Annotated in this window: 18 protein-coding genes; 6 read left to right on the top strand and 12 right to left on the bottom strand. The window is 64.6% G+C overall.

Going from position 1 to position 21,713, the window contains the following annotated elements:
• Positions 1–118 precede the first annotated feature (118 nt).
• The 4 genes from JOF41_RS17600 to JOF41_RS17615 form a co-directional block, all read right to left on the bottom strand.
• Complete coding sequence (locus JOF41_RS17600) at positions 119–2,893, bottom strand: AAA family ATPase (RefSeq protein ID WP_276515695.1); 2,775 nt, start codon at positions 2,891–2,893, stop codon at positions 119–121.
• A gap of 102 nt (positions 2,894–2,995) precedes the next feature.
• Positions 2,996–3,631 carry an MFS transporter gene (locus JOF41_RS17605; protein WP_189225955.1) on the bottom strand — a complete coding sequence of 212 codons (636 nt, stop codon included), beginning with the start codon at positions 3,629–3,631 and terminating at the stop codon, positions 2,996–2,998.
• Between the two features lie 1,429 nt (positions 3,632–5,060).
• A complete protein-coding gene (locus tag JOF41_RS17610) occupies positions 5,061–6,563 on the bottom strand; it encodes a multicopper oxidase family protein (RefSeq protein ID WP_209620349.1) in 1,503 nt (500 codons plus the stop codon).
• A gap of 607 nt (positions 6,564–7,170) precedes the next feature.
• The gene (locus JOF41_RS17615; RefSeq protein WP_307867447.1) at positions 7,171–7,953 is read right to left on the bottom strand and encodes an SDR family NAD(P)-dependent oxidoreductase; all 783 of its coding nucleotides are present in this window, start codon (positions 7,951–7,953) and stop codon (positions 7,171–7,173) included.
• A 581-nt stretch (positions 7,954–8,534) separates the two neighbouring features.
• On the opposite strand from JOF41_RS17615, the gene JOF41_RS38620 reads away from it, so the two are divergent.
• Positions 8,535–8,750: a transposase gene (locus tag JOF41_RS38620; RefSeq protein ID WP_372448527.1), complete on the top strand. Its 216-nt coding sequence runs from the start codon at positions 8,535–8,537 to the stop codon at positions 8,748–8,750.
• Between the two features lie 189 nt (positions 8,751–8,939).
• On the opposite strand, the gene JOF41_RS17625 is transcribed toward JOF41_RS38620, so the two are convergent.
• Positions 8,940–9,560, bottom strand: a complete 621-nt coding sequence (locus tag JOF41_RS17625) for a DUF6928 family protein (protein WP_209620355.1) — start codon at positions 9,558–9,560, stop codon at positions 8,940–8,942.
• 196 nt (positions 9,561–9,756) lie between these two features.
• Here JOF41_RS17625 and JOF41_RS17630 point away from each other — a divergent pair, with 196 nt between their 5' ends.
• The 4 genes from JOF41_RS17630 to JOF41_RS17645 all read left to right on the top strand — a co-directional run bounded on the left by JOF41_RS17630 (position 9,757) and on the right by JOF41_RS17645 (position 13,359).
• A complete protein-coding gene (locus JOF41_RS17630) occupies positions 9,757–10,731 on the top strand; it encodes an IS630 family transposase (RefSeq protein ID WP_372448528.1) in 975 nt (324 codons plus the stop codon).
• 37 nt (positions 10,732–10,768) lie between these two features.
• Positions 10,769–11,215 carry a hypothetical protein gene (locus JOF41_RS17635; RefSeq protein ID WP_209620360.1) on the top strand — a complete coding sequence of 149 codons (447 nt, stop codon included), beginning with the start codon at positions 10,769–10,771 and terminating at the stop codon, positions 11,213–11,215.
• A gap of 160 nt (positions 11,216–11,375) precedes the next feature.
• A complete protein-coding gene (locus JOF41_RS17640; RefSeq protein ID WP_209620364.1) occupies positions 11,376–12,308 on the top strand; it encodes a Hint domain-containing protein in 933 nt (310 codons plus the stop codon).
• A gap of 121 nt (positions 12,309–12,429) precedes the next feature.
• A complete protein-coding gene (locus JOF41_RS17645; RefSeq protein WP_209620366.1) occupies positions 12,430–13,359 on the top strand; it encodes a hypothetical protein in 930 nt (309 codons plus the stop codon).
• Between the two features lie 38 nt (positions 13,360–13,397).
• Here the strand turns inward: JOF41_RS17645 and JOF41_RS17650 are convergent, their stop codons facing one another.
• Complete coding sequence (locus tag JOF41_RS17650) at positions 13,398–14,177, bottom strand: transposase family protein (protein ID WP_209624283.1); 780 nt, start codon at positions 14,175–14,177, stop codon at positions 13,398–13,400.
• A gap of 153 nt (positions 14,178–14,330) precedes the next feature.
• On the opposite strand from JOF41_RS17650, the gene JOF41_RS17655 reads away from it, so the two are divergent.
• On the top strand, positions 14,331–15,389 hold the full coding sequence (locus JOF41_RS17655) for an integrase core domain-containing protein (protein ID WP_209620369.1): 1,059 nt from the start codon (positions 14,331–14,333) through the stop codon (positions 15,387–15,389).
• A 223-nt stretch (positions 15,390–15,612) separates the two neighbouring features.
• Here the strand turns inward: JOF41_RS17655 and JOF41_RS17660 are convergent, their stop codons facing one another.
• The 6 genes from JOF41_RS17660 to JOF41_RS37830 form a co-directional block, all read right to left on the bottom strand.
• Positions 15,613–16,017: a hypothetical protein gene (locus JOF41_RS17660; RefSeq protein ID WP_209620372.1), complete on the bottom strand. Its 405-nt coding sequence runs from the start codon at positions 16,015–16,017 to the stop codon at positions 15,613–15,615.
• Positions 16,018–16,184: 167 nt separating this feature from the next.
• Positions 16,185–17,153 (bottom strand): polymorphic toxin-type HINT domain-containing protein, encoded by a 969-nt coding sequence (locus JOF41_RS17665; protein ID WP_209620374.1) that lies wholly within the window; start codon positions 17,151–17,153, stop codon positions 16,185–16,187.
• Positions 17,154–17,572: 419 nt separating this feature from the next.
• Positions 17,573–17,893, bottom strand: coding sequence for an Imm32 family immunity protein (locus JOF41_RS17670; protein ID WP_209620377.1), 321 nt, complete (start codon positions 17,891–17,893; stop codon positions 17,573–17,575).
• Positions 17,878–19,365, bottom strand: coding sequence for an RHS repeat-associated core domain-containing protein (locus JOF41_RS17675; RefSeq protein ID WP_244991259.1), 1,488 nt, complete (start codon positions 19,363–19,365; stop codon positions 17,878–17,880). Before JOF41_RS17675 ends, JOF41_RS17670 begins: the two co-directional genes overlap by 16 nt.
• Before the next feature lie 136 nt (positions 19,366–19,501).
• Complete coding sequence (locus tag JOF41_RS17680; protein WP_209620383.1) at positions 19,502–20,044, bottom strand: DUF4265 domain-containing protein; 543 nt, start codon at positions 20,042–20,044, stop codon at positions 19,502–19,504.
• The gene (locus JOF41_RS37830; RefSeq protein ID WP_372448484.1) at positions 20,016–21,434 is read right to left on the bottom strand and encodes an RHS repeat-associated core domain-containing protein; all 1,419 of its coding nucleotides are present in this window, start codon (positions 21,432–21,434) and stop codon (positions 20,016–20,018) included. Before JOF41_RS37830 ends, JOF41_RS17680 begins: the two co-directional genes overlap by 29 nt.
• Positions 21,435–21,713: the final 279 nt, after the last annotated feature.

Genomic DNA, 21,713 nt, shown 5'->3' on the forward strand with positions numbered 1-21,713 from the left:
AGCACGCCGTGGGCCGGGCTCAGCTCGGTCCCACGGCGCGAACGTCCTCCGGCCGTGCCGCTGCCGCCGACACCGTTGTCGGCGGCGCCACCCGACCTGACGAAGCGCGGCCGGAGCGCTAAGCGGACGCCTCGCCGTGAGCCGGGTGCGGAACGGCCGGTTGGGGCCCGAGGCGGGACAGCAGCTGCACCCGTGAGCTGACACCCAGCTTGCGGTAGATCCGGGTCAGGTGCTGCTCGACCGTGCTGGTGGTGAGGTAGAGCCTGCCCGCGATCTCCCGGTTGGTCAGGCCCTTCGCCGCGAACCTGGCGACTCTGCGCTCCGCGTCGCTGAGGATGAGCATGTCGACTTCGGTCTCCGCCGGCCCGTCCGCCGCGTCGACCCGCCGAGCGGGCTGCTCCACGAAGAACGCCTGCTTGATGCTGTTGACCTTGCGTGCCACCGACCGCGCCCGGCCTGCCTCGCCGAGTTGGGTGTACGCGTCGTGCAGGGCGGCGAGCGCACTCGCCAACTCGAACTTGTCCCCGCTCCGGTGCAGCACGTCCACGGCATCGTGCAGCACCGGTGGCCGGAGGCGCAGTTCACGGGTCGCCGCCAGCAGCCGCAAGGTGCGCCCGCGCACCCGCAGGTGGCCGCCTTGGCCGATCCGGCGCAGCTGTTCGCGGGCATAGCGCGCGGCTGCCTCGCGGTCCCCGAGCTGCAGGTGAGCGGCGGCCATCTCCGTGCGCCACGGCAACGCCTCGTTCTGCTCCATCCCCCACTGGTCGAGCAGGTCACCGACGGCCTGGAAATCGTCGAGAGCGACCTGCGCGAGCCCGCGCTCGACGTAGTGACGGCCACGCGCCATCAGGTAGAACAAGCCGGACGGCGTCTCGAACATCACGTCCGGCACGGGCAGGGCGAGTGTGCGCGCCGCTTCATCGTGCTTGCCCTGCAGCGTTTGCGCCATCAGCAGGGTGCTCAACGGCACACCGGCCAGCACACCCATCCCGGCGACCGGGATCAGTTCGAGCGCGGCGGCCGCCCTGGTGGCCGCGACGCTGAGCGAGCCCCTGCGCAGGGCGACCTCCGCCGCGATCGCGCAGAACAGCGCATGCCAAGTGGGCTCCTGGAGGTCGAGGCAGGTCAGCATCAGTCCCCGACAGCGCCGTTCCGCTTCCTCCAGCCGCTCGGCGTAGATCATCGTGCACAGCGCGAGGATGACCGGCAGCAGGTTGATCTCGGTCAGCGGCTGCTGCCAGAACGCCTCGTCCACTTGCACCAGGCGTTCCGCGGTCACCCCCTCGTGGTGGGTGCTCCGGAAGTGTTCGAGCAGTTGATAACCGATAGCGCCCAGAGGCGTGATCGACGTGCCGTTCGTCCTGCCCTCGTCAGCCGCTGGACCGAAGATGCCCGGATACATGCCGGTCAGCCATATCCGCACCATCTCGAACTCCCACGAGGGTCGGGAGTCCGGCGGCGAGTCGGCCGCCAGCCGGGACAGCACGGAGCAGACGTCGGTCACCCGCCCCTGGACCAGCATGATGATCAGGGGCATCGTCGCGTGCCTGCCCCGAAGCCGACCGCTCAGCATCGCGTCGGCCAACTCGGACAGATGGCCGATCGAGGCTCCCAGGTCGACCCGCCACTCCGCCCGCATCAGCAGGGCCAGGCTCTCCACCTTGCGCTGGACATCGGTGTCCACCTGGTACGCCAGCCGCAGCAGCTCCGTGGCCCGCCGCGGATAGCCCTTCTCCAGCGCCTGCTGCGCCCCCTCGACCAGGTTCGGCACGACCGACGGGTCGTCCAGACGGCCGGAGGCGACGAAGTGCTCCGCGATCGTCAAGGAGTCCGCGCCGCAGGCCTTGAGCAGATCCGCCACGCGCCAGTGCAGCCTGGACCGATCAGCGGCTGAGAAGGTGCTGAGCACGGCGCCCGCGATGATCGGGTGCCGCATCCGACCCGCTTCCACCAGACCGATCTGGGTCAGCACGCGCATCGCCACGGCGATCCGGTCCGGCGCGGCGTCGACGAGCCAGCCGAGCAACGCGAACCGCGACGGCTCACCTATCACCGAGATCGCGCCCGCGACCCGCAGCGTCACCGGATCGCACCGGCGCAGGGCGAGCTGGACCGCCCGCTCGAGCTCGGGCCCCGCATCCAGCTCGGCAGGCGGGCCATCGCCGACGGCGGCAGCCCGGCTGTCCTCCAGCAACGCGTGCAGGAGCAGCGGATTGCCACCGGTGAGCTCGTGCGCCTTCGCGGCCAGTTCCGTCGCACCCGGCTCGAGGACTCGCCCGGTCACCAGCTCGGCGACGCCGCTCGGCGAGAGGGGGGCCAGCAGCAGCTGCCGGAAGTAGGGCTGCTGGTAGAGCTCGGCGCAGAGCAGCCGGGAGTTGCTCGGGGACATCTCGATACCGTCGCGCCAGGCGAAGACGATCAGGATTCGGGCGAGCCCGGCACGGCGGATCAGGTAGATCAACCAGTCCTGGGAGAACGCGTCGAGGTACTGCGTGTCGTCAATGGCGATCACCACTGGGCTCTGGCCCGCCAGCTCCAGCACCGCCGTCGCCAGCCCGTCCAGCACGCGAGAGCGACTCACCCCGTCCGATGCCGCATCGGCAAGCAGCTGGTGGTCGAGCAGACCGCTGACGAGCACCGCCGTGTCGTGGTCGAAGACCTCGCCGGCGAGCAGTTGGCGCACGATGCCCAGGGAGAGCGAGTGCTCGGTCGACGCCCCACTGGCGCGGAGCAGTCGCGCCCCCACGCCCCGAGCCCAGGCGCCGAACTCGTCGATCAGCGCTGTCTTGCCGGTTCCGACGACCCCCTGGAGCACGACGACGCGCACGCCCTCGGTGGCGGACTCGGCAAAAGCCGCGGTCAACTCAGCGAGTTCAGACTCTCGTTCGATCATGCACGATCCCTTCGTCTTACGGAGCCGGAGCTTCCGCTTGGCGGGAACCCCGAACGAATCGCCGCACTGGTCTTGTCTGCGAGAAGTCCTGCCGGACAGGGATCACGACGCCTTGGGCGCTCGACGACTCGGCATCCGGGCAGCGACCCGCCCCGACGCCACGCCCGCCCCACGGGCCGGGCCTCGGGGGATCGGGAACGGCGCTCGGCCGCCTGCGGGACACCGTCGCCTTGGCCGACACACGCTCGAAGGGGCGGTGCCGCGCACCGGCTGCCCCGGCGCACCACCACCCTGGCCGACCGCGCGGGCGGGGCCAGGGAAGAGGTCGGGATCAGCCCCGAAGGGCCCGCCGAGCGGCTGGTGTTGATGACTTGCGGCTACGGCACCGCCGCCTGCCTGCGCGCCGTCACCGCCTTCGCCGCGCACTACCCGCGTTCCCGGGAGCACCGGCAGCGTCCCCGCCACGCCAGTCGTGATGATCAACGCCTGCTCGCGGCCGCACTTGTCGCCGAAATGATCGAACACCAGGCCACCGGCCAACCAGGCGACGAGCGACGCCAGCGCCGCGATGGCGCCCAGCACCGGGTCGGGATCGGGGAAGAAGAGCTCGTCGAAGACGATCATCGCGGCGGTACCGCGAAGCAGGAAACTGTAGTACTCGATCGTCGTGTCGAGAAAACCCGACGGGCCGATCCGCCGGCGCGAGGTATCGAACAGGGCTGGGGCGGGGATCACCACCGTTTGCCTTGCCCCGCGCAACCGGTCACCCGAATGGGTGATTTCCTACGCTGTGGTGTTTCCAGAAACAGCCGGGTCCCGCACGGCGAGGCCACATCGATCATGGCCTCAGACTACCGTCGGACGGGACCGGTGAAGATCATCAAAACAAATCCTGCACTTTTGACCAGCCAGAGTTCCCCGACAACCCGAGACGGTTGTTACCTGGCTGCCATCGGCGATGCCGGGATGGTAGACAGTTGGGCCTGGACGGCGCGCCAGGCGGCTTCGCGCCCGTCGAGACCGAACCAGTCGAGGCCCTTCCGGACGCGCCCGGTGTCGCAGACCCCGTGGAGGAGTTCTCAGTCAGGGCGTTGTCGCAGGAGTCGTCGACCGATCCCGTCGAGGGCAGAATCGGAGTGTCCGCCAACCGTTCGGTGAACCGTGCAGCCATGTGGGCCGACCTGCGGTCGCCGTGCCGGATCAACCGTCCGTCTCGCACGTCCAGAGCGGATCGCGTACTCCACAGCACCGGACACAGGATCGGTGCCACAACCGGTCGGACGCGGGCGCGCTGAAGCCCGGTTCACCAGATCGGGCACTGGCGCGGACCGCAGATCCCGCCTGGTCGACGGAATGCGCCACTTCCCGCGCGGGAACGTGCTGCGCAGGACGACTCGGCGCAGCTCGGCGGTGACCACCCGGTCGTCAGGGCCGAGTCGAGGCCCCGCTTACGGCTGGGATTGCGGACGCGGAAGCAGGCGGGGAGGGTGTCGACGGGTCGCGCGTTGTGCGATTACGTTACCTCGACCAACCCGCCTGGGCCGCGAATGAGCAGCAACGGGACTCCTGGCGGAGCGGCACTTCGACAACGTCCGGCCTACCAGGAGTTCCCTTTTCCGCACACCGAGGAGCCCCATCCTGCCGAGGTCGGAGGCAGGCACCGGCAGTAGATTCTTCCACTGCGCTCGTCAGCGCGAGCAAACGGTTCGGGCGGATGTCGGCGTTGTTTGCGGACTTGGCCGTCGACACGCGGGGTCAGCAGACGTTCAGACCCTCCGCCGAAGCGACGCCAGCACTGACGATGGGACGACCAGCCTTTGCGTGCGAGTAGCCCAGGTCCACCCATTCCGCCCGATCGGTGTGCCAGTCGCAGAAGTGACTGACAGTGCCCGATGGCTGGTTGTCGACGATGGACCTGCCCTTGTTTGTGGTCCCAGAGACGCCCGATGCCGACGAACCTGCGGTGTCGACGTTTTCAGTGCGATTGTCCCGGTAGGGCGGTGTCCACAATGGACCATTCGATTTGGAGACCGTTGGCGCGAGTGCGGTCCTCTCGGGCAGGCCGCGACGATTCTTCCCAGCAGGGCCGCCTCCGTCGGTACAGCCAAGCGCTCGACACCGTCCAGGCTGACGACCTGCCCCGGTGCTCCGACTGCGAGCGGCGCGCTCAGGAATGGTGGTGCTTCTGCGGCACGACGCCGATCTGCTCGCCCTCGCCCAGAACGACGAACTGGCCCATCATCCCGTTGTCCTCGTGCTGGAGCAGGTGGCAGTGGTACATGTACGGCACGTTCGGATCGGTGTGGTCGCTGAAGCGCATCGCCAGCCGGTAGCGCTTCCCCGGCACCAGCATGACGGTGTCCTTCCAGCCGCGCAGGGGCGGCTCCGGCATCCCGCCGTCGACCGACAGGACCTGGAACCGCACGTCGTGGACGTGGAAGTTGTGCAGGTAGCCGTTGTCGTTGGTCACCTCCCACACCTCGACGGTGCCCTCGCGGACGCCGAAGTCGATGCGGTCCATCGCCATCGCCTGGCCGTTGATCTGGTCCGACGCGAGCGCGAAGGAGCGCTCCTGGGCGACGGCCTGGCCCGCGAGGTCCGGCGCGGCCCCGAGGGTGGCGGGCAGCTCGGCGGTGTCGGACAGGGTGCCCGCGGCCCGGAACTGGCAGATGTCCAGGAGGTCGTCGAAGCCTTCGAGCCTGCCCAGCGTGCCACCGTGCTCGGACGGGTAGGAGCGCAGCTCGACCCGCTCCCCCGGTTCGAAGGCCACCACGATCTCGGCGCGCTCGCCCGGCGAGAGGTACAGGCGGTCGGTCTCCCAGGGCTCGGCGAGCAGGCCGCCGTCCGTGGCGACGAGCGAGAAGCGCCTGCCGTCGGAGAAGCCGAAGTTGTACAGGCGCGCGTTGGAGCCGTTGAGCAGCCGCAGCCGCACGAGCCTGGTGGTGACGTTGAAGTGCGGTCCGATAGTGCCGTTGACCAGGATCTCGTCCCCGATCACGCCCAGCGCCCCGCCCAGCGGCACCCGCTGCTCGAACTGGTTGTCGCCGTCGAAGGCGCGGTCCTGGACGATCATCGGGATGTCGTCGACGCCGTACTCCGACGGCAGGTTCAGCGCGTCGGTGACCTCGTCGTCGACGATGAGCAGCCCGGTCAGGCCGCGGTAGCTGTGGTCGGCGGTCGAGCCGTGCACGTGCGGGTGGTACCACAGCGTCGCGGCGGGCTGGTCGACCGTCCAGCGCGGTCGCCAGGTCCCGCCCACCGGGACGGTCTGGTGCGGCCCGCCGTCCATGACGGCGGGCAGGTGCATGCCGTGCCAGTGCAGCGAGGTCTCCTGGTCCAGGTCGTTGCGCACGGCGAACTCCACCAGCTCGCCGCGCCGGACGCGGATGGTCGGGCCGAGGTAGGCGCCGTTCACGCCCCAGGTGCGGGTGGCGGGCCCGTCCTTGAACCGGGTCTCGCCCGCCTCGATGCCGAGCTGGAACACCCTGGCGCCCGCCGCGCCGCTGCCCGCCTCGGCCAGCGGGGGGATCGCCAGCGCCCTGTCAAAGGCGATCTTCCCGGTGGTGTCCTGCTTCGCGGTGAAGTAGTAGGCGCCGAGGCCACCGCTGCCGAGGACGGCCGCGCCCCCGACGCCGAACCCGAGGGCCTTCAGAACCGTGCGACGTCTCATGGGACGACAGTCCCGCGACGGGGGCCGCCGTCGCGTCGGCAAGAACTACGTAGATCCGAGGTCCCGCCGGTCCCCGAACTGCCTGCGGGAGGTGGTGCCGAGCCCGGAGGATGTCGGGGAAGCTGCTGAACAACCGGTCCGCGACCCCGTGGGACGTCGCGCCGGTGGCGACCAGGTGCGCGATGTGCGACTCCTGCACCAAGCCGCGCGCGTACGCCTCGATGCCCAAGGCCCGCGACGTTCCCGTTCGGCACGCCGTTTCTGCTCTCGGCCGCTGGAAGACGCGATCGAGTCGGTCCAGCCACAGGCGCGAGCCACCGGTGCGCCCCTTGGCTCGGATCACCGTGCGCACGACAGGAACACCGTCGCAAGCGGGTGTCCAGTGAGGACACCCGGCGACGATCCTCCACAGAATCACCGGTTGCCCGGCGGGTCAGGGCATCGAGTGCTTCCGGCACCCCACCACCGGCCGAGGAACCGCGCTGGCGGAAGGGATTTCACCGCCCAGGCGAGGGTCCGGGGCCAGCCGGTGTGGTCCGCGGCGTGGACGTCGCTGTGGACGGCCTGGATCGCCGCCTGGGCACGAACGGGAGCCGGACGTCGCGACTCACATGGCTACGACGGCGTTCTTCCCCCCGTCGACGGCCAGCACGGCCCCCTGGATGTAGGACGCCTTCGGCGAGACAAGGAACCGGATGGCCTCAGCCACCTCCCCCGGTTCGGCGCCTCGGCCTGCGGGCAGGCCCGCGAGGTAGCCGCCGAACATGTCGCGGATGTGCTCGTTGACCCTGGTCAGGACGTAACCGGGATCGACCGAGTTGATCCGCACACCGCGTGGGCCGTACTCCGCGGTCCAAGACTTCGTGAGCATGCTGAGAGCGGCCTTCGCGGCTTGGAACGCGCTCGTGCCGGACGCCGCCATGCTGGTGCTGAGGCTGCCGACGTTGACGATCGCGCCCCGGCCGCGTTCGGCCATGGCCGGCGCGAACGCACCGGTCAGCAGGTAGGGCGCCTTGACGTTGAGGGCGAAGACGGCGTCGAACATCTCCTCGGTGGTGTCCTCGGTGGCGGCGAACCCGCCACCGCCCGCGTTGTTGACCAGCACGTCGACGGTGCCCCCCGCGGTGACCTCCCTCGTCTCGGCGATCAGGCGGCGCACGGCGGCGGGATCGGTGAAGTCGGCGAGCAGGGCGACCGCCCGGCCGCCTGCCCCCTCGATCGCCTGCCGGGTTTCGGCGGCCCGGTCGGCGGCCCGGCCGCAGACCACGATCGAGTAGCCGTCTGCGGCCAGGCGCAGGGCCGTCTCCCGCCCGATGCCACTGGTCGAACCGGTGACCAGCGCCCAGGAGCCCTCGGCAGGCCGGTCGCCGCGAGGGGCATTCTCGTTCACGAATCTGTTCCTTTCGATGGGGACAGCGGCGCCGTCAGGAGACGATGAAGACCAGGCGTCCGCGCACGTGCCCATTCTCGTCCAGCTGTCGGGAATCCCGGACGAAGCCGTCAACGACTGCCCGATCGGTGCCAATCTCTGCCGCAAACTCCCCCTGTCCACCGGGGGACCACCCCGAACACCCGCACACCACCACCGCCCGGTGATCGGCGTGCCGATCGACATGCCGCTGTCCTGCCCGGCTGCGACGCGACCGCCCTGTAGTCCCGGTTGCGCGAGCATCCCGGCGTCCTGGGTCGTGTGCCGGGACACCCTCGGCCACCTACACCGAGGCTGTCCATCGCGCTCTGCCCGCTGTCGGCAGCTCACAAAGCTCCAGCCGACCAGACCGCGTGAACGACTTCACCGCCATCGGCTCTGTCAAACGAGCGGCTGACGAGCAAGCCCGAGAACCTGCCCGCCCACCACCGTCGCCACCTCGATGATCTGGTCACCAACTGTCCGTTGATGACGACGCTCGCCCAGCGGGTCCGTGGGTTCACCGCGATCCCCACCCGCCGCCAAGGACACGATCTCGACGCCTGGATCGACACCGTTCCGGCCGACGATCCGCCCGCCCCAACCGCTTTGTCCACGGTCCGCGCAAGGACAACGAGGCGGTACTCGCAGGGCTGACCCTGCCCAATGGCAACGGTCCCACCGAAGGAGTCGTCAACGAGATCAAGCTGCTCAAGCGGCAGACCTACGGATGGGCAAGCTTCGCCCTGCTGCGCAAGCGGATCCTGCTCGACCAGTAGCAACAGTCGTGGCGTCTCGCCCACTCAACTCACATCGTTGATCACGCAATCAGCGACAGAACCACTCGTTTGACAAACCCCAGTCGCCTGGACGAGGCCATACCACGTCCTACAGAACTACGAGGTCACCGCAGGACAAAAAAGGCTCAATACAGGATTAACCTTCACTTTGTCGACCACACGAAAAGTTTAGTTTCCAACACGTCGCCGATAGGCAATAACATCGACTTCTTCAGGGTCAAAACAATCCTTACCTTCCCACCCTTCGAGAATGAAACCAAAGAACGTTTTCAACGCCTCGTTGCCAAATTCGACGGGATGAAACGGCAAAGGGTAATCCCGACTTTGCTTCAGGGGGCGTTTGCCTTGCCAGAACGGTTCTTCAAATTCCATCCTCTCTCCTAGGTCCTCAATTACCCCGCCCTCAGGGCTCAAACTTATCGATCGAACCAGCCTGCCACTCGACCACACGGCAAAAGCCGCCCAATCCTCCACACCGTGCATAAAAACGCCGTAAGCCCTTTTATTCCCCGCCAAGTCACGGATTCGATCGGTAAGTTGGCTAGGTTGCCGTAGTCCAAGCTCACGAGAACAAATAATTTCGAGCTCACCAAAATGAGCTACGCACATGATCCCTGGCGCTGGCCACACGGCGTCATCGAGCGACCGGGTTCGAACTTCTTCGACCACGCTTCCGAAAAATTTTTCAGCAAGTCTTCTAGACTCGCCTCGATTAAGTTTCAGGTGGACACGAAAGGACTTGCGCGGATCATTTTCCGAAAAAACAACCATGGCCGCTTTTGTCCCCATAAATCCTCCCTGCCGTCCAACCTCTGACTTGCACTCAAATGCTAGCATTCCAGGCTTACTTGCCACACGAAGGACACTGCCATATATCTATTGAGTCAAAACCGATCATCTTCCTGTAGGTTGATCACTCGTGATCGAGGTCGAGGGTGCGCACCGGTTATCGTCCGCGGAGCGTGAGGTGCTGCGGTTGCGGGTGGTGGCGGCGTTGGAGTCCGGGCAGGTCGAGGGTTACCGGCGGGCCGCAGAGGTGTTCGGGGTCTCGGAGCGCTCGGTGGGCACCTGGTGGCGCGCCTACCGACGGGACGGTCGCGACGGCCTGGCGACCCGCAAAGGACTTCCCGGCCCCGCCGAACTGATCAGCGCGGAGGACCGGGGCACGCTGTTCGCGGCGATGGCCGACTACACGCCCGAGGAGTTGTTGATCGGCGGCCCGTTGTGGACCCGCCAGGCGGTGGTCGAACTGATCCGGCTGGTGGTCGGGGTCGAGATGACCGAGCAGGGTGTCGGGTTGTGGCTGCGCCGCCACGGCTTCACCCCGCAACGCCCGGCGCGGCGCGCCTACGAGCAGCAGCCCGCCGCGGTGCGTACATGGCTGGACGAGGAGTATCCGGCGATCGAGGCACGGGCGAAGGCCGAGGGCGCGGTGATCGCGTGGGTGGATCAGTGCGGGCTGCGTTCGGATGCCGCCCCGCCCGGTCGGTCCCGGGCGCCGAAGGGGCGCACGCCGGTCGTGCGGGTGACCGGGAAACGCCTGCGAGTCAATGTCATGTCCGCGGTCGCCTCGCGTGGCGCGTTGTGGTTCACCGTGTTCACCGAACGCTTCACCGCACCGGTGTTCACCGGCTTCCTCGACCGCGTCGCCCGCCAGGCCGACCGGAAGGTCCATGTCATCGCCGACCGGCATCCCGTGCACCGCGGCAAGGCCGTCCGCGCCTGGCTGGAGGCCAACGCCGACCGGGTCGAGTTGCACCTGATGCCCGGCTACAGCCCGGAGTTGAACCCGGACGAGCTGCTCAACGCCGACCTCAAGCGCAACGTCAATGCCTCGCGGGCTCACAACGTCGACCGGCTCGCCCACCAGACCCGCCGGTTCCTGCGCCGCCGCCAGCGCCAGCCACACATCATCCGCGGTTACTTCCGCGCTCCGCACGTCCGCTACGCCGACATGTAGGCAACCGAACACTTTCGACTCAATAAGGAATCGCGACGTGATCGAGATCGAGACGTACCTAAGGGATTCGGGTGGTAAATTCGTGCAGGTTGATTCCTGTGTTACCCGCCCAATTGATGCAGACTACGTCGAGGGTGCGGCGCGAATTGTCATCCACGGAGTTGAAATCATTGGAATCGGTGAATGGGATTACGTTGACCAACTGTGGGCATACATGGCCAGTATGGTCCCGCAACTCTCGACTGCGGGGTGCACATCGACTTATTTCCCGGATCAGCCGATTGAGCTTTCTTTCCGACGGCAAGGGTCTCAAGTTCTCGTTTCGGCGAAATCGGACGCGAGCGTAAAGAAGGCGAGCGTTTCAGCATCTGATTTCGTGGCGGCGCTGAGGGAGGCGGGAGTGGTGTTTTTCGAAAAGATGTCGAAGCTTCTCCCAGAGAACGCAGACTCCTATTCGAAGTCGCGTCGAGAATTGTTGTCTTAAATTAACTCGACGCTGAGATGGCTTCGTCAGAGTCGACTCTGACGAAGCCATCTCAGCGTCTTGCTGGCAGTAGTTTCCGGCAACGTCAGCGGACGAGCGGGCAGATTCAGACAGTTGTCGACTGCTTCACCAAGGGCGACATCTCTGGGCCTGTGGCGGCATGATCGCTGGCCTGGTGCCGTGGGGCAAGGTCGGCAAGGTTCTGGATGCCGGTTACAAGGCGGTCAAGGCCGTCTCCTCGTTGGCGTCGATCGTGCAGAAGGCGCGGTGCGTCCAGCGCCGAGTCGACTCGATTACCGATGAAGCGCAGCGGGTGGCCAACGAGTCGGGTGCCAAGCTCGGCGGCGCCGGGGAAAGTTGCATGGCCGCAGGGCACAGCTTCGTGGACTCGACCCGCGTGCTGATGGCCGACGGCACGACCAAACCGATCTCCGAGGTGGACATCGGCGACAAGGTCAAAGCCACCGACCCCGCTACCGGGCAGACGACTGATCGCGAGGTCGTGGGCACCATCATCCACTCCGACGAAAGCGACATGACCCGCCTGACCGTACGCGCCGAGGACGGCACCACCGGCAGCGTCGACGCCACCTCCTGGCGCCCGGTCTGGAGCGACAGCGAAAAACGCTTCATCGACATCGGCAGCCTGCAGTCGGAGCAGCGATTGCTGGCGGCCGATGATTCATCGCCGGTGGTCGACTCCGTGAAACGCTACTTTCATCTCCAACCCGTGTACGACCTGACCGTCGAAGGCGTACACACATACTATGTGCTAGCGGGTTCTGCTCCATTTATGGTGCACAACTGCGATGAGCAGCTTGATTTTGCTCACGGTACGACTGTCGAACACGCTGCAAATATCGACCAAAACGCTTTGAGTGGTGACGCGGCGCGTGCGGCTTCTCACGGCGGTAGACTGGGGCAACCTGGGAACCTGTTCACCTACGCCATTTCTGGTCCTGGTGATCCGAACCTCAGCAATGCTGCCCAGTGGGGAGTCTCAAGGAATGGCGGCGCGCGAAGTGACGCAGCCGTGGTGGTCGCCAGGATGTGTAGATGTACGTATAATCGACATGTGGCAGCTGGAAAATAATCACTCGAACGACAGGTGAGGGAATGCCACAGGAAGTCATCTTCAAACCTGCGGCCATGGCATCTCTGGAGTAGGTTGCCACCATCAAGATATAGCTATTTGCCAGCCTGTGGAGACGTCGATGTCCTTTGATTCGAGTTATGACGGGATTCGTATCCCTGTGGTTTCTATCCCATCAGCGGAGCCTCTCTCCGGTGGTGCCCTGCTAGTCCGGTGGGCTGTTGAAACGCTAGAACACTTCGACGCCGATCGTCTCCTGTCGCTAGCAGAATCCGGATTCCGCACGCCTTTTCCTGGCGTGTCCTTTCGTGTAGGGGTAAGCAGAGTTCGGAACTTCTTCTTGGGCGTTGTGACGGGTAACGAATTCCCCGGTTCGACCGGAATGGATGTGGCCTCTATTGTCCTGCGCGTCATTGATGAAAACGTCGGCAGGATCTGGAAAATAGGACAGGAGCCGCGGTGCTTCTTTCCGGAGTTCATGCGTCAACGTCGACAAATGCTCGCCCGTCTAAATTTTCAGAAGCAGCGGAACTGGATACTGCTTGCGCTAATTCGATTGGAGCCCCTTCTCTCCGGCATTGTCGGCAGGGGAAGTCGTGTAGAGCATTTGATTAAAATGTCACATCGACCTGCTGTTGAACCAAGTTTTTCGGAAGATGCTCTCATTAAAATGACGGCGGGTATTTCGCAGGCGTCTGTAATGGGCGCCTCCCGCGACCTGAGTGCGGAAGATATCAGTGACCTTTTGGCGCTAGGTTTGAAATTTGTCGAGGAAGGGCTTAGAGCGGGCTCGTCGGACCTCCTGGCATATGCTTCTGAAAGGTTCTTCGAGTCGTTCTGGATGTTGGAGCGGATTTTTTCGGAGCCTGGTTACGACGGTGTGGCGGCCATGGAGGACCGGATGTGGTTCCAGGATTGTATGGACTTGACCGATTCTGCTGACGATCGTGCGCTCGACAGGGCAATCGAACGATCTGTAGATGTCGCTGCCACTGTAGCTAATTTCTGTACACGCATCGACCTTTCCGCTCTGGGTAGCCCAAAGCGGTAGAAATCGTTTTCAGGGAAAGGTGACCCAGTGAGCGTTTTTCATCCTGCGGTGGTCTCGTAGTTCTGGAGGATGTGGATGGCTTTGGCCAGGCGTCCGGCGCGGTAGGGGCAGCTGCGTAGTTTGCGCAGGACGCGCCAGGTCTTGAGTTGGGCGCCTGCGCGTTCGCCCGGTCCGCGCAGGCGGGCGTGGGCGCGGTTGGCCTGCTTCTGCGACTCGGGCTTGTTGCGGCCCTTGTACGGGGTGGTCACATGGTGGCCGGTCTCGTCGTAGCCGTGATAGCCCTTGTCTGCCAGGGCGATCAGGCCGGCGTCGCGCAGCGCGGCGAGGATGTTCCGGATCCGGGCGGCGGCGGTGTCGTGGGTGCTGCCCGGCAACTGGCCGGACACCCACAGGATCGTGCCGTCCGGCGAGGCGATCACCTGCGGGTTCACCCCGTGCATCCGGTGCTTACCCGAGTAGAAGGGCCGGCCGGCGGCAACGCGGTCGATCGGGATGAGGGTACCGTCGACGATCACGTAGGCCAGGCCCCGGCGTTTCGCTTTCCGTAGCGCCTGGCGCAGCTTCGGTGCCCTCGCCGCCAGGAGTTCGACGGTCTCGTTGACGTAGCGCCAGGCCGTCGCGGTGGAGACGCCGAACCCGGCGCCGACCTCGGCGAAGGTCTCGCCCTTGCGCAAGTACACCAGCACCAGCAGGGCCTGCTGTCCCGGGCCGAGCCTGCGCCACACCGAACCGGACTGTCGGCGATGGGTGCGGACCAGGCCGGAGACAAAGGTCAGGGTCCGATGTGACAACGGCAGCGCGGCGCGGTAGAACAGCACGTGAAGCTCCTGGATGTGCCGGACGATCTTGGTCGAGAGTTCTGCTACCAGGGGCTTCGCCATGTCCGGGCACCGACACGCCGACTACCGCCAGCCTGTGATCAGCATCCCTTGTGCGCCAACGCATGCAGATCAGGATGAAAAAGGCTCAAGGTGACTCGGAAGCTGCTGTCCGTCCCGACGGTGTTGCTGCGCAGTCAAGCGCCGAAGGACGCCGAACTGCTCGTCCTGCGCCACGAGAACGCCGTACTCCGTCGGCAACTCGCCAGTCCAGTCCGCTACAAGCCCGCGGACCGGCTCTGGTCCGCCGCCCTGTCCGCGCCGGTTGATCGCCTCCGGCGGCGGGAGGCCTTCCCGGTCACGCCGGGCACCCTGCTCGCCTGGCACCGCAAACTCACAGCCCGCAAGTGGGACTACTCCGCGCACCGACGCACCGGACGCCCACCAACCCGAGCGGCGGTCAAGACGCTCGTGCTGCGGCTCGCCCAGGAGAACCCACGATGGGGGCATCGGCGGATCCAGGGCGAGCTGGCCCGACTCGGCCACCGCATCGCCTGCTCGACGGTCTGGCGGATCCCGCACGACGCGGGCATCGACCCGGCACCACGTCGTGGTGGCCCGACCCGGCGGCAGTTCCTCACCGCCCAGGGCCAGGGCATCATCGCGGCGGACTTCCTCCACCTCGACACCGTGCTCGGCACACGCCTGTACGCGCTCGCGTTCCTCGAACACGGCACCCGACGCCCGCACATCACCGGCGTCACCGCCCATCCGACCCAGGCATGGACCACTCAACAGGCCAGGAACCTCGCCGCCGACCTCGGACACCGGACGGAGTCGCTCCGATTCCTGCTACGAGACCGCGACGGCAAGTACAGCCAGGCGCTCGACGCCGTTTTCCAGTCCAATGATCTACGCGTCATCACCACCGCGCCACAGGCGCCCCGGATGAACGCCCACTGCGAACGGGCCATCCGCACCCTCCGACGCGAACTCCTCGACCACATCGTGATCCTGGGCGAGAGCCACGCACGACAGATCCTCACGACCTACGAAGACCACTACAACCGACACCGCCCCCACCAGGGCCGAGACCAACTACCACCCGAGACCCAACAGCACCCGGCCGCGGTACACAATCTCGACACCCACAGAATGCACCGCACCCGCGTCCTCGGCGGCCTCATCAACGAGTACAGACACGCAGCTTGACCAGCAGCGATGACTTTTCGAGCGGTACAGGGCCAGAGCCGCTCGTGTTTTACAGTCCCACCCTCGATGGTAATCGTCCGCTGACATTGCCGCCACAAGAGGCCAACCCCGCCGGAGGTCATTCCGGCGGGATCCGTTTGATCTATTTACCCAAGCAATGGAGATGCCGAAATATCAGACGTCTCGCGCCAGGCGATCATCAAACCCCCTGAGTCGGTTCAACCTACCCGCGCGAAGAAGTATCACTCACTGGGATCATATAGGAGGCTGCGAGACCCTCGTCGAAGAACACGATCAACTCGTCGGGCATATACGCGAACCCTCTCCCCTTAGCGACACCTAGAGCTATAACCAGGCTTGACTCATTGGAGAATCCAAGGCGATATGCCCACGGCATTTCAGGACAACCTTCGTTGGGAATGTGCCAAGCAGGACTGATTTCTACAATATGCGCCCCCAGAAACATTTCCCAATCAACATGGCCGCTTACGTCGACAGTATCCCTAGGCAAGTCGACGTCCGACTCTTCAGGTTCCCTGAGTTCGATCGCCACCCCTTCATTGAGGCCATCCATCGCCCAGGACAGGGACAGTGTAGCCCCGGTACTCATGACCAGCTCAACGGCCATATCGACTTCATGAGCACGATCCTCTCTATGCCCTTCGGGCCAGGTTCCTCCCTGCGGAACTACGTAGCGGACCGCAGCCACAGGCGCCCCCGCGATCGCACTCCGAAAGTCATCTAGAGTAGCGCCGCCGCGCGCCTTTGCATTCCACGGCTCGATTACCAACATGCCTAGTACCGCCCGAAGTATTGAAATTGTCCATTTGCGTCGAAGGTCGCACCGATCCCACGTCCACCAGCAGGGTCCGGCATGATATACCGCATTCCGCCCGCGAAGTTACCCGAATTGACAGTCGATGTAACGGTTTGCGGATTGGTCAGAATGTCGTCCAACAAATCCTGCCCGACAACCTTCAAATCCTTACCGTGAACCACAGAAAGATCGCCTCGGCTCATATGCTTCTGGTATTCACGTCCTGCATGGGTCGTCTTCCCCTTTGCTGGACGCATTCCACTCTGCGAAAGCGCATCCAGGTCGGGGCAGCCTCCGGAGTTATGCACGAGCACGGGAGTCTCGCCCGCCAACACATAGTACGTGTGGGCGTTGGCCACGGTGAGGTCGTGGACCAGTGCCGGGTCGACGCCGGGTTCGATGGTAGTGATGACCGGTGACGTGTGGTCGGCTGCGGCTAGATGTTGCCCCGGCTCTAGGTCCCCGAGGTCGGCGAACCGCCGTTCCTCGGCGAGCCACACGGGGTGCCAGGAAGTTCCCTCCACTGTGCCCCGCGAGCCGTCCTGCGCGGTGACCGTCAGCTTGACCAGGGCGTCGCCTTCATTGTCGTGAACGAAGGTGGCGGTGACCTCACGGTCGGCGGTCCGCCCGGTGGCGGGGTCGGTGGCTTTGACCTTGTCGCCGATATCCACCTCGGCGATTGGTTTGGTGGTGCCGTCGGCCATTAGCACACGCGTCGAGCCCACGAAGCTGTGCCCTGCGGCCATGCAACTTTCCCCGGCGCCGCCGAGCTTGGCACCCGCCTCGTTGGCCACCCGCTGCGCTTCATCGGTAATCGAGTCGACTCGGCGCAGGACGCACCGTGCTTTCTCCACGATCGACACCAACGACGCGACCGCCTTGTAACCGGCTTGGAGGACCTTGCCGATCTTGCCGATCTTGCCCCAGGGCACCAGACCGGCGATCATGCCGCCACAGGCCCAGATGTCACCGTTGGGGTGAAACAGTCGACGATGTCATTCTGCCCCAAGGTAGGTCGACTCCCTGCGTCGAGGTTGCAAGCCTTGCCCCTCTCGGCGTCGTAGGACAGGACTTGCTCGCCCCCGCCGATCCTGCACGAGGTGGTGTCGCTGGTGGCGTCATAACCAAAGTTGCCTACCGCCTCATCATTGAACCTCTTGGTGAGGTCACTATTGCAGGCACGAACCCCAGGGATCGAGAACAGTTGAGATGCCGGAGCTTGACCTTCCAACCGGGCGGCGATGCGCCATCTCCGGCACGTCGTCGCCCGGTCGGTGAGAGCCGGGACGGCAGGGATAGCCTTTGAGGCCACACCGAGCAACAACTCGCTGTGGCACCTCGTTCCTTCAGATGGAGCGCCGCACCCTTACCTCTTGTCCACTTCCACACGAATAGCGACTGACCCCTCCTCTAGCCATCCGCAATAGGTGTCGAAGTCGAAGTGACGCCCGTCCGGAACCGATTCTTGGGCGAGGGTGAGCAGGTGCCTGGCGAGGGACACGAGGCCGGCCGGATTCCCAGAGATAACCACCGTTTTCTCGGGCGAATCCCACACTTCCACTCGAAGAACGGTGTCTTCGTTCCACCAGGTACTGACACCGAGCATGGGGTCGTATGCGGTGACCTCGACCTCGACGGGTACCACCGACCGGGAACGCTCTTCGGCAGGGTCTACGGACGATGCCATCCTGACTCCTCAGGTAGAAAAATGTGGATGTTGCTAACTGGCTTGCCGCCACGAACCCCAGGCCCGATCGGGCTGCTATAGGTTTCGAAGTTAATGTGGGGGTTCTGCCGCGGGTGCGCGAGATCCGCATCCGTAAGCCGAACCTGGCGAAGCCCGTCACTACTCAAGAAACGACCTCCGCCCATGTCACGGTATCCCGGCCCGACGAACTCAGCAGCCGTGTCCATGGCGTCACTGGTCGCCATGTACGCGCCGTCTTTGAGGTTGGCCACTCCTGCTGGCAAGCCTTCACCGCAGTTGTGGACCAGCACCGAGGTGCTACCGGCGAGCACATAGTACGTGTGGGCGTCGGCCACGGTGAGGTCGTAGACCAGCGCCCAGTGGGTGCGGGGTTCGACAGTGGTGACAATCGGTGACGTGCGGTCGACTGCAGCTAGGTGTTGACCCGGCTCGAGGTCCCCAAGGGTAACGAACCGCCGTTCCTCGGCGAGCCACACGGGGTGCCAGGAAGTTCCCTCTACGGTGCCCCGCGAGCCGTCCTGCGCGGTGACCGTCAGCTCAATTAGGGCGTCGCCTTCGTCGGAGTGGACGATGGTGCCCACGACCTCGCGATCAGTCGTCTGCCCGGTAGCCGGGTCGGTGGCCTTGACCTTGTCCCCGACGTCGACTTCGGCGATCGGTTTGGTCGTGCCGTCGGCCATCAGCACGCGGGTCGAGCCCACGAAGCTGTGCCCTGCGGCCATGCAACTTTCCCCGGCATTGCCGAGCTTGGCACCCGACTCGTTGGCCACCCGCTGCGCTTCGTCGGTGATCGAGTCGACTCGGCGCAGGACGCCCCGTGCCTTCTCCACGATCGAGGCCAGTGACGAGACGGCCTTGATGGCTTTGTAGCCGGCTTCGAGGACTTTGCCGATCTTGCCCCATGGCACCAGGCCGGCGATCATGCCGCCGCAGGCCCAGATGTCACCCTTGGTGAAACAATCGACGATGTCGTTCCACCCGGAGATGTCCTTGACCGCCTCCCAGGTGACCTCCTTGATCACGTCCCACTTGGTCTTGTGGGCATCCGCCAACGCCCTGGCGTACTCCTCGTCACTGATCCCCGCGGCCCGCCGCGCCTTGCGCGCCCCCTCATCGGCCTGCGACTGCACGAACTGCGCCACCCGCGCCCGCCGCGTGAAGGTCTCCTTCTCCTTGTTGAACTGCTCCCGACTACCGTGGATCGCCTCGATGTAACGACCGCACAACACACCATCCGGACCACAACTGCGCAACCCGGTGGGGTCACTGAAAGTGACGGGACTGTTGTTGCTGTAGGCGTAGCCGTTGAGCTGCTGCGGATCGTTGTCGTCGATGATCGGATCCGCCGACAGGAACCGTCCCGAACCCGCGTCGTACAACCGCGCGCCCACACGGGTCAGCCCCGACTCGTCATTGCGACCACCGACGAAACCCAACCGGTCCGGCCACATGGCGGGCAACCCACCACACCTCAAGCTACATGCAGCGGTTCACAATCCACTCGAGCAAAGGCCAGACTACGGAAGTGCGCACGACGTCTGAAGCATTGCTCAATGCAGGAATTTTTCGGGGCTTTCCCCAGCCTGATCAGCAATCAAAACCGAGCAGTCCGAGTTCATCACGTCGAATACGCGCAAGGACACCTTCCTCCATCCCGATTCTCCCCTCATTGACGATACGGAGGAGAGCGGCCCTCATGGGCACATAATCAACCTCCGGCGGTACGTCAATTGCCCACAGATATCCTGTCGCATCAACCTCCCAGGAACACTCGAAGCTGCGAAGTATGTCGTCGACTATGCTTCGCACGTTGTCATCTCTGATGACTACCCGGACCGTCGAATGGCCGCCCTCCGACACAAATTCTTCGAACACGAGTTCCCGGCGCTCATGATCGGCCCTGACTCGCACAATATCCCCGAAGGCAACTCCCTTCACGTAGAAGGGAGTGTTCCGAACCTGAACCTCCATTTGCACGGACGTTTTCCCCGCCCAGAGTCTTTCCGAGGAAGCACGGGCCCAGTCGGCAGTCTCATCAGGAAGATCGAAGGCTACTTTGTACAATCTCTCGGGCTTCACTTCCGATGCTGACGCACCGCCACTAGAGATCGAGGAAGTCTCTGAGTTCATCGTCCCACTCCTCCATGGTTTTCGTGGACTTATCCCTATTGCATCTGCGACAAGCCACGGCACCATTATGTGCGCCACCGTGCCCACCACTGGCCCTCGGCTCTACGTGATCAATCTGAGCATCGTCAGGCCTCCCCTGAACGGGATTTCCGTTGACGTCTCGCGATCCGCGTCGTTCCACTTTCTGTCCGCAGTAGTCACACCTGCACTCGCCACCATTCTTTGCAGCGTTAGCATCATAGACCTTTTGCCTCTCAGCATCGGTGAAATCCAAACCGGCCCTACCACAGTTGTGCACTAGGATCGGAGTGGCTCCTACTAGCACATAGTAGGTGTGAGCCCCTTCGACAGTCAGATCATGGACCGACTCAAAGTTCGTATAACGCCGAACCTCCGCAACAGTAGGAACCGAATCGTTTGTCGAAGTCAGAACCTGTCCAGGTCGGAGACCTCCGATGTCGACGAAGCTATCCTGCGCTTCGCTCCAGACCGGGTGCCAGGAGGTGGCGTCGACGCTGCCGGTGGTGCCGTCCTCGGCGCGCACGGTCAGGCGGGTCATGTCACCTTCGTCGGAGTGGACGATGGTGCCCACGACCTCGCGATCAGTCGTCTCACCCGTGGCCGGGTCGGTGGCCTTGACCTTGTCGCCGATGTCGACCTCGGAGATCGGTTTGGTCGAGCCGTCGGCCATCAGCACGCGGGTCGAGCCCACGAAACTGTGCAGCGCACAACTCTCACCGGCATCACCGAGCTTGGCACCCGCCTCGTTGGCAACCCGTTGCGCTTCGTCGGTGATCGAGTCGACTCGGCGTAGGACGCCCCGTGCCTTCTCCACGATCGAGGCCAGTGACGAGACGGCCTTGACCGCCTTGTAACCGGCCTCCAGAACCTTGCCGATCTTGCCCCATGGCACCAGGCCGGCGATCATGCCGCCGCAGGCCCAGATGTCACCCTTGGTGAAACAATCGACGATGTCGTTCCACCCGGAGATGTCCTTGACCGCCTCCCAGGCGACCTCCTTGATCACATCCCACTTCGTCTTGTGGGCATCCGCCAACGCCCTGGCGTACTCCTCATCACTGATCCCCGCGGCCCGCCGCGCCTTCCGCGCACCCTCATCAGCCTGCGACTGCACGAACTGCGCCACCCGCGCCCGCCGCGTGAAGGTCTCCTTCTCCGCCTTGTGGTTGGGGCCCTTGATCGAGGAGTTCGGCCAGCCACACAGCACCCCGTCCGGACCACAACTGCGCAACCCGGTGGGGTCGCTGAAGGTGACGGGGCTGTTGTTGCTGTAGGCATAGCCGTTGAGCTGCTGCGGATCGTTGTTGTCGATGATCGGATCCACCGACAGGAACCGCCCCGAACCCGCGTCGTACAACCGCGCACCCACACGGGTCAGCCCGGACTCGTCATTGACGTGATTTCGGCGAGTTCAGGTGAGTCGTCCGTGTTTGAAATGGTTTAAGGTGAGGGCGACTTTCAAGATGTCGTCGATCTTGCACGGGTCCTCCTTTTCCTCCATCTCTCGCTCCATGGACTCTCTAGGTCCTGGACCGCCGACCGGGTCAGAAACCCCAGTCACGATCTATCCCACGACAACTTCCCCTTTCAGGAAAATTTGAACCTTTGACGGAACTGCGGGTCATCCACCATCACCGAGCAGGCCACA

The organism is Saccharothrix coeruleofusca, from assembly GCF_017876325.1.
In the GTDB taxonomy this organism is placed as follows: domain Bacteria; phylum Actinomycetota; class Actinomycetes; order Mycobacteriales; family Pseudonocardiaceae; genus Actinosynnema; species Actinosynnema coeruleofuscum.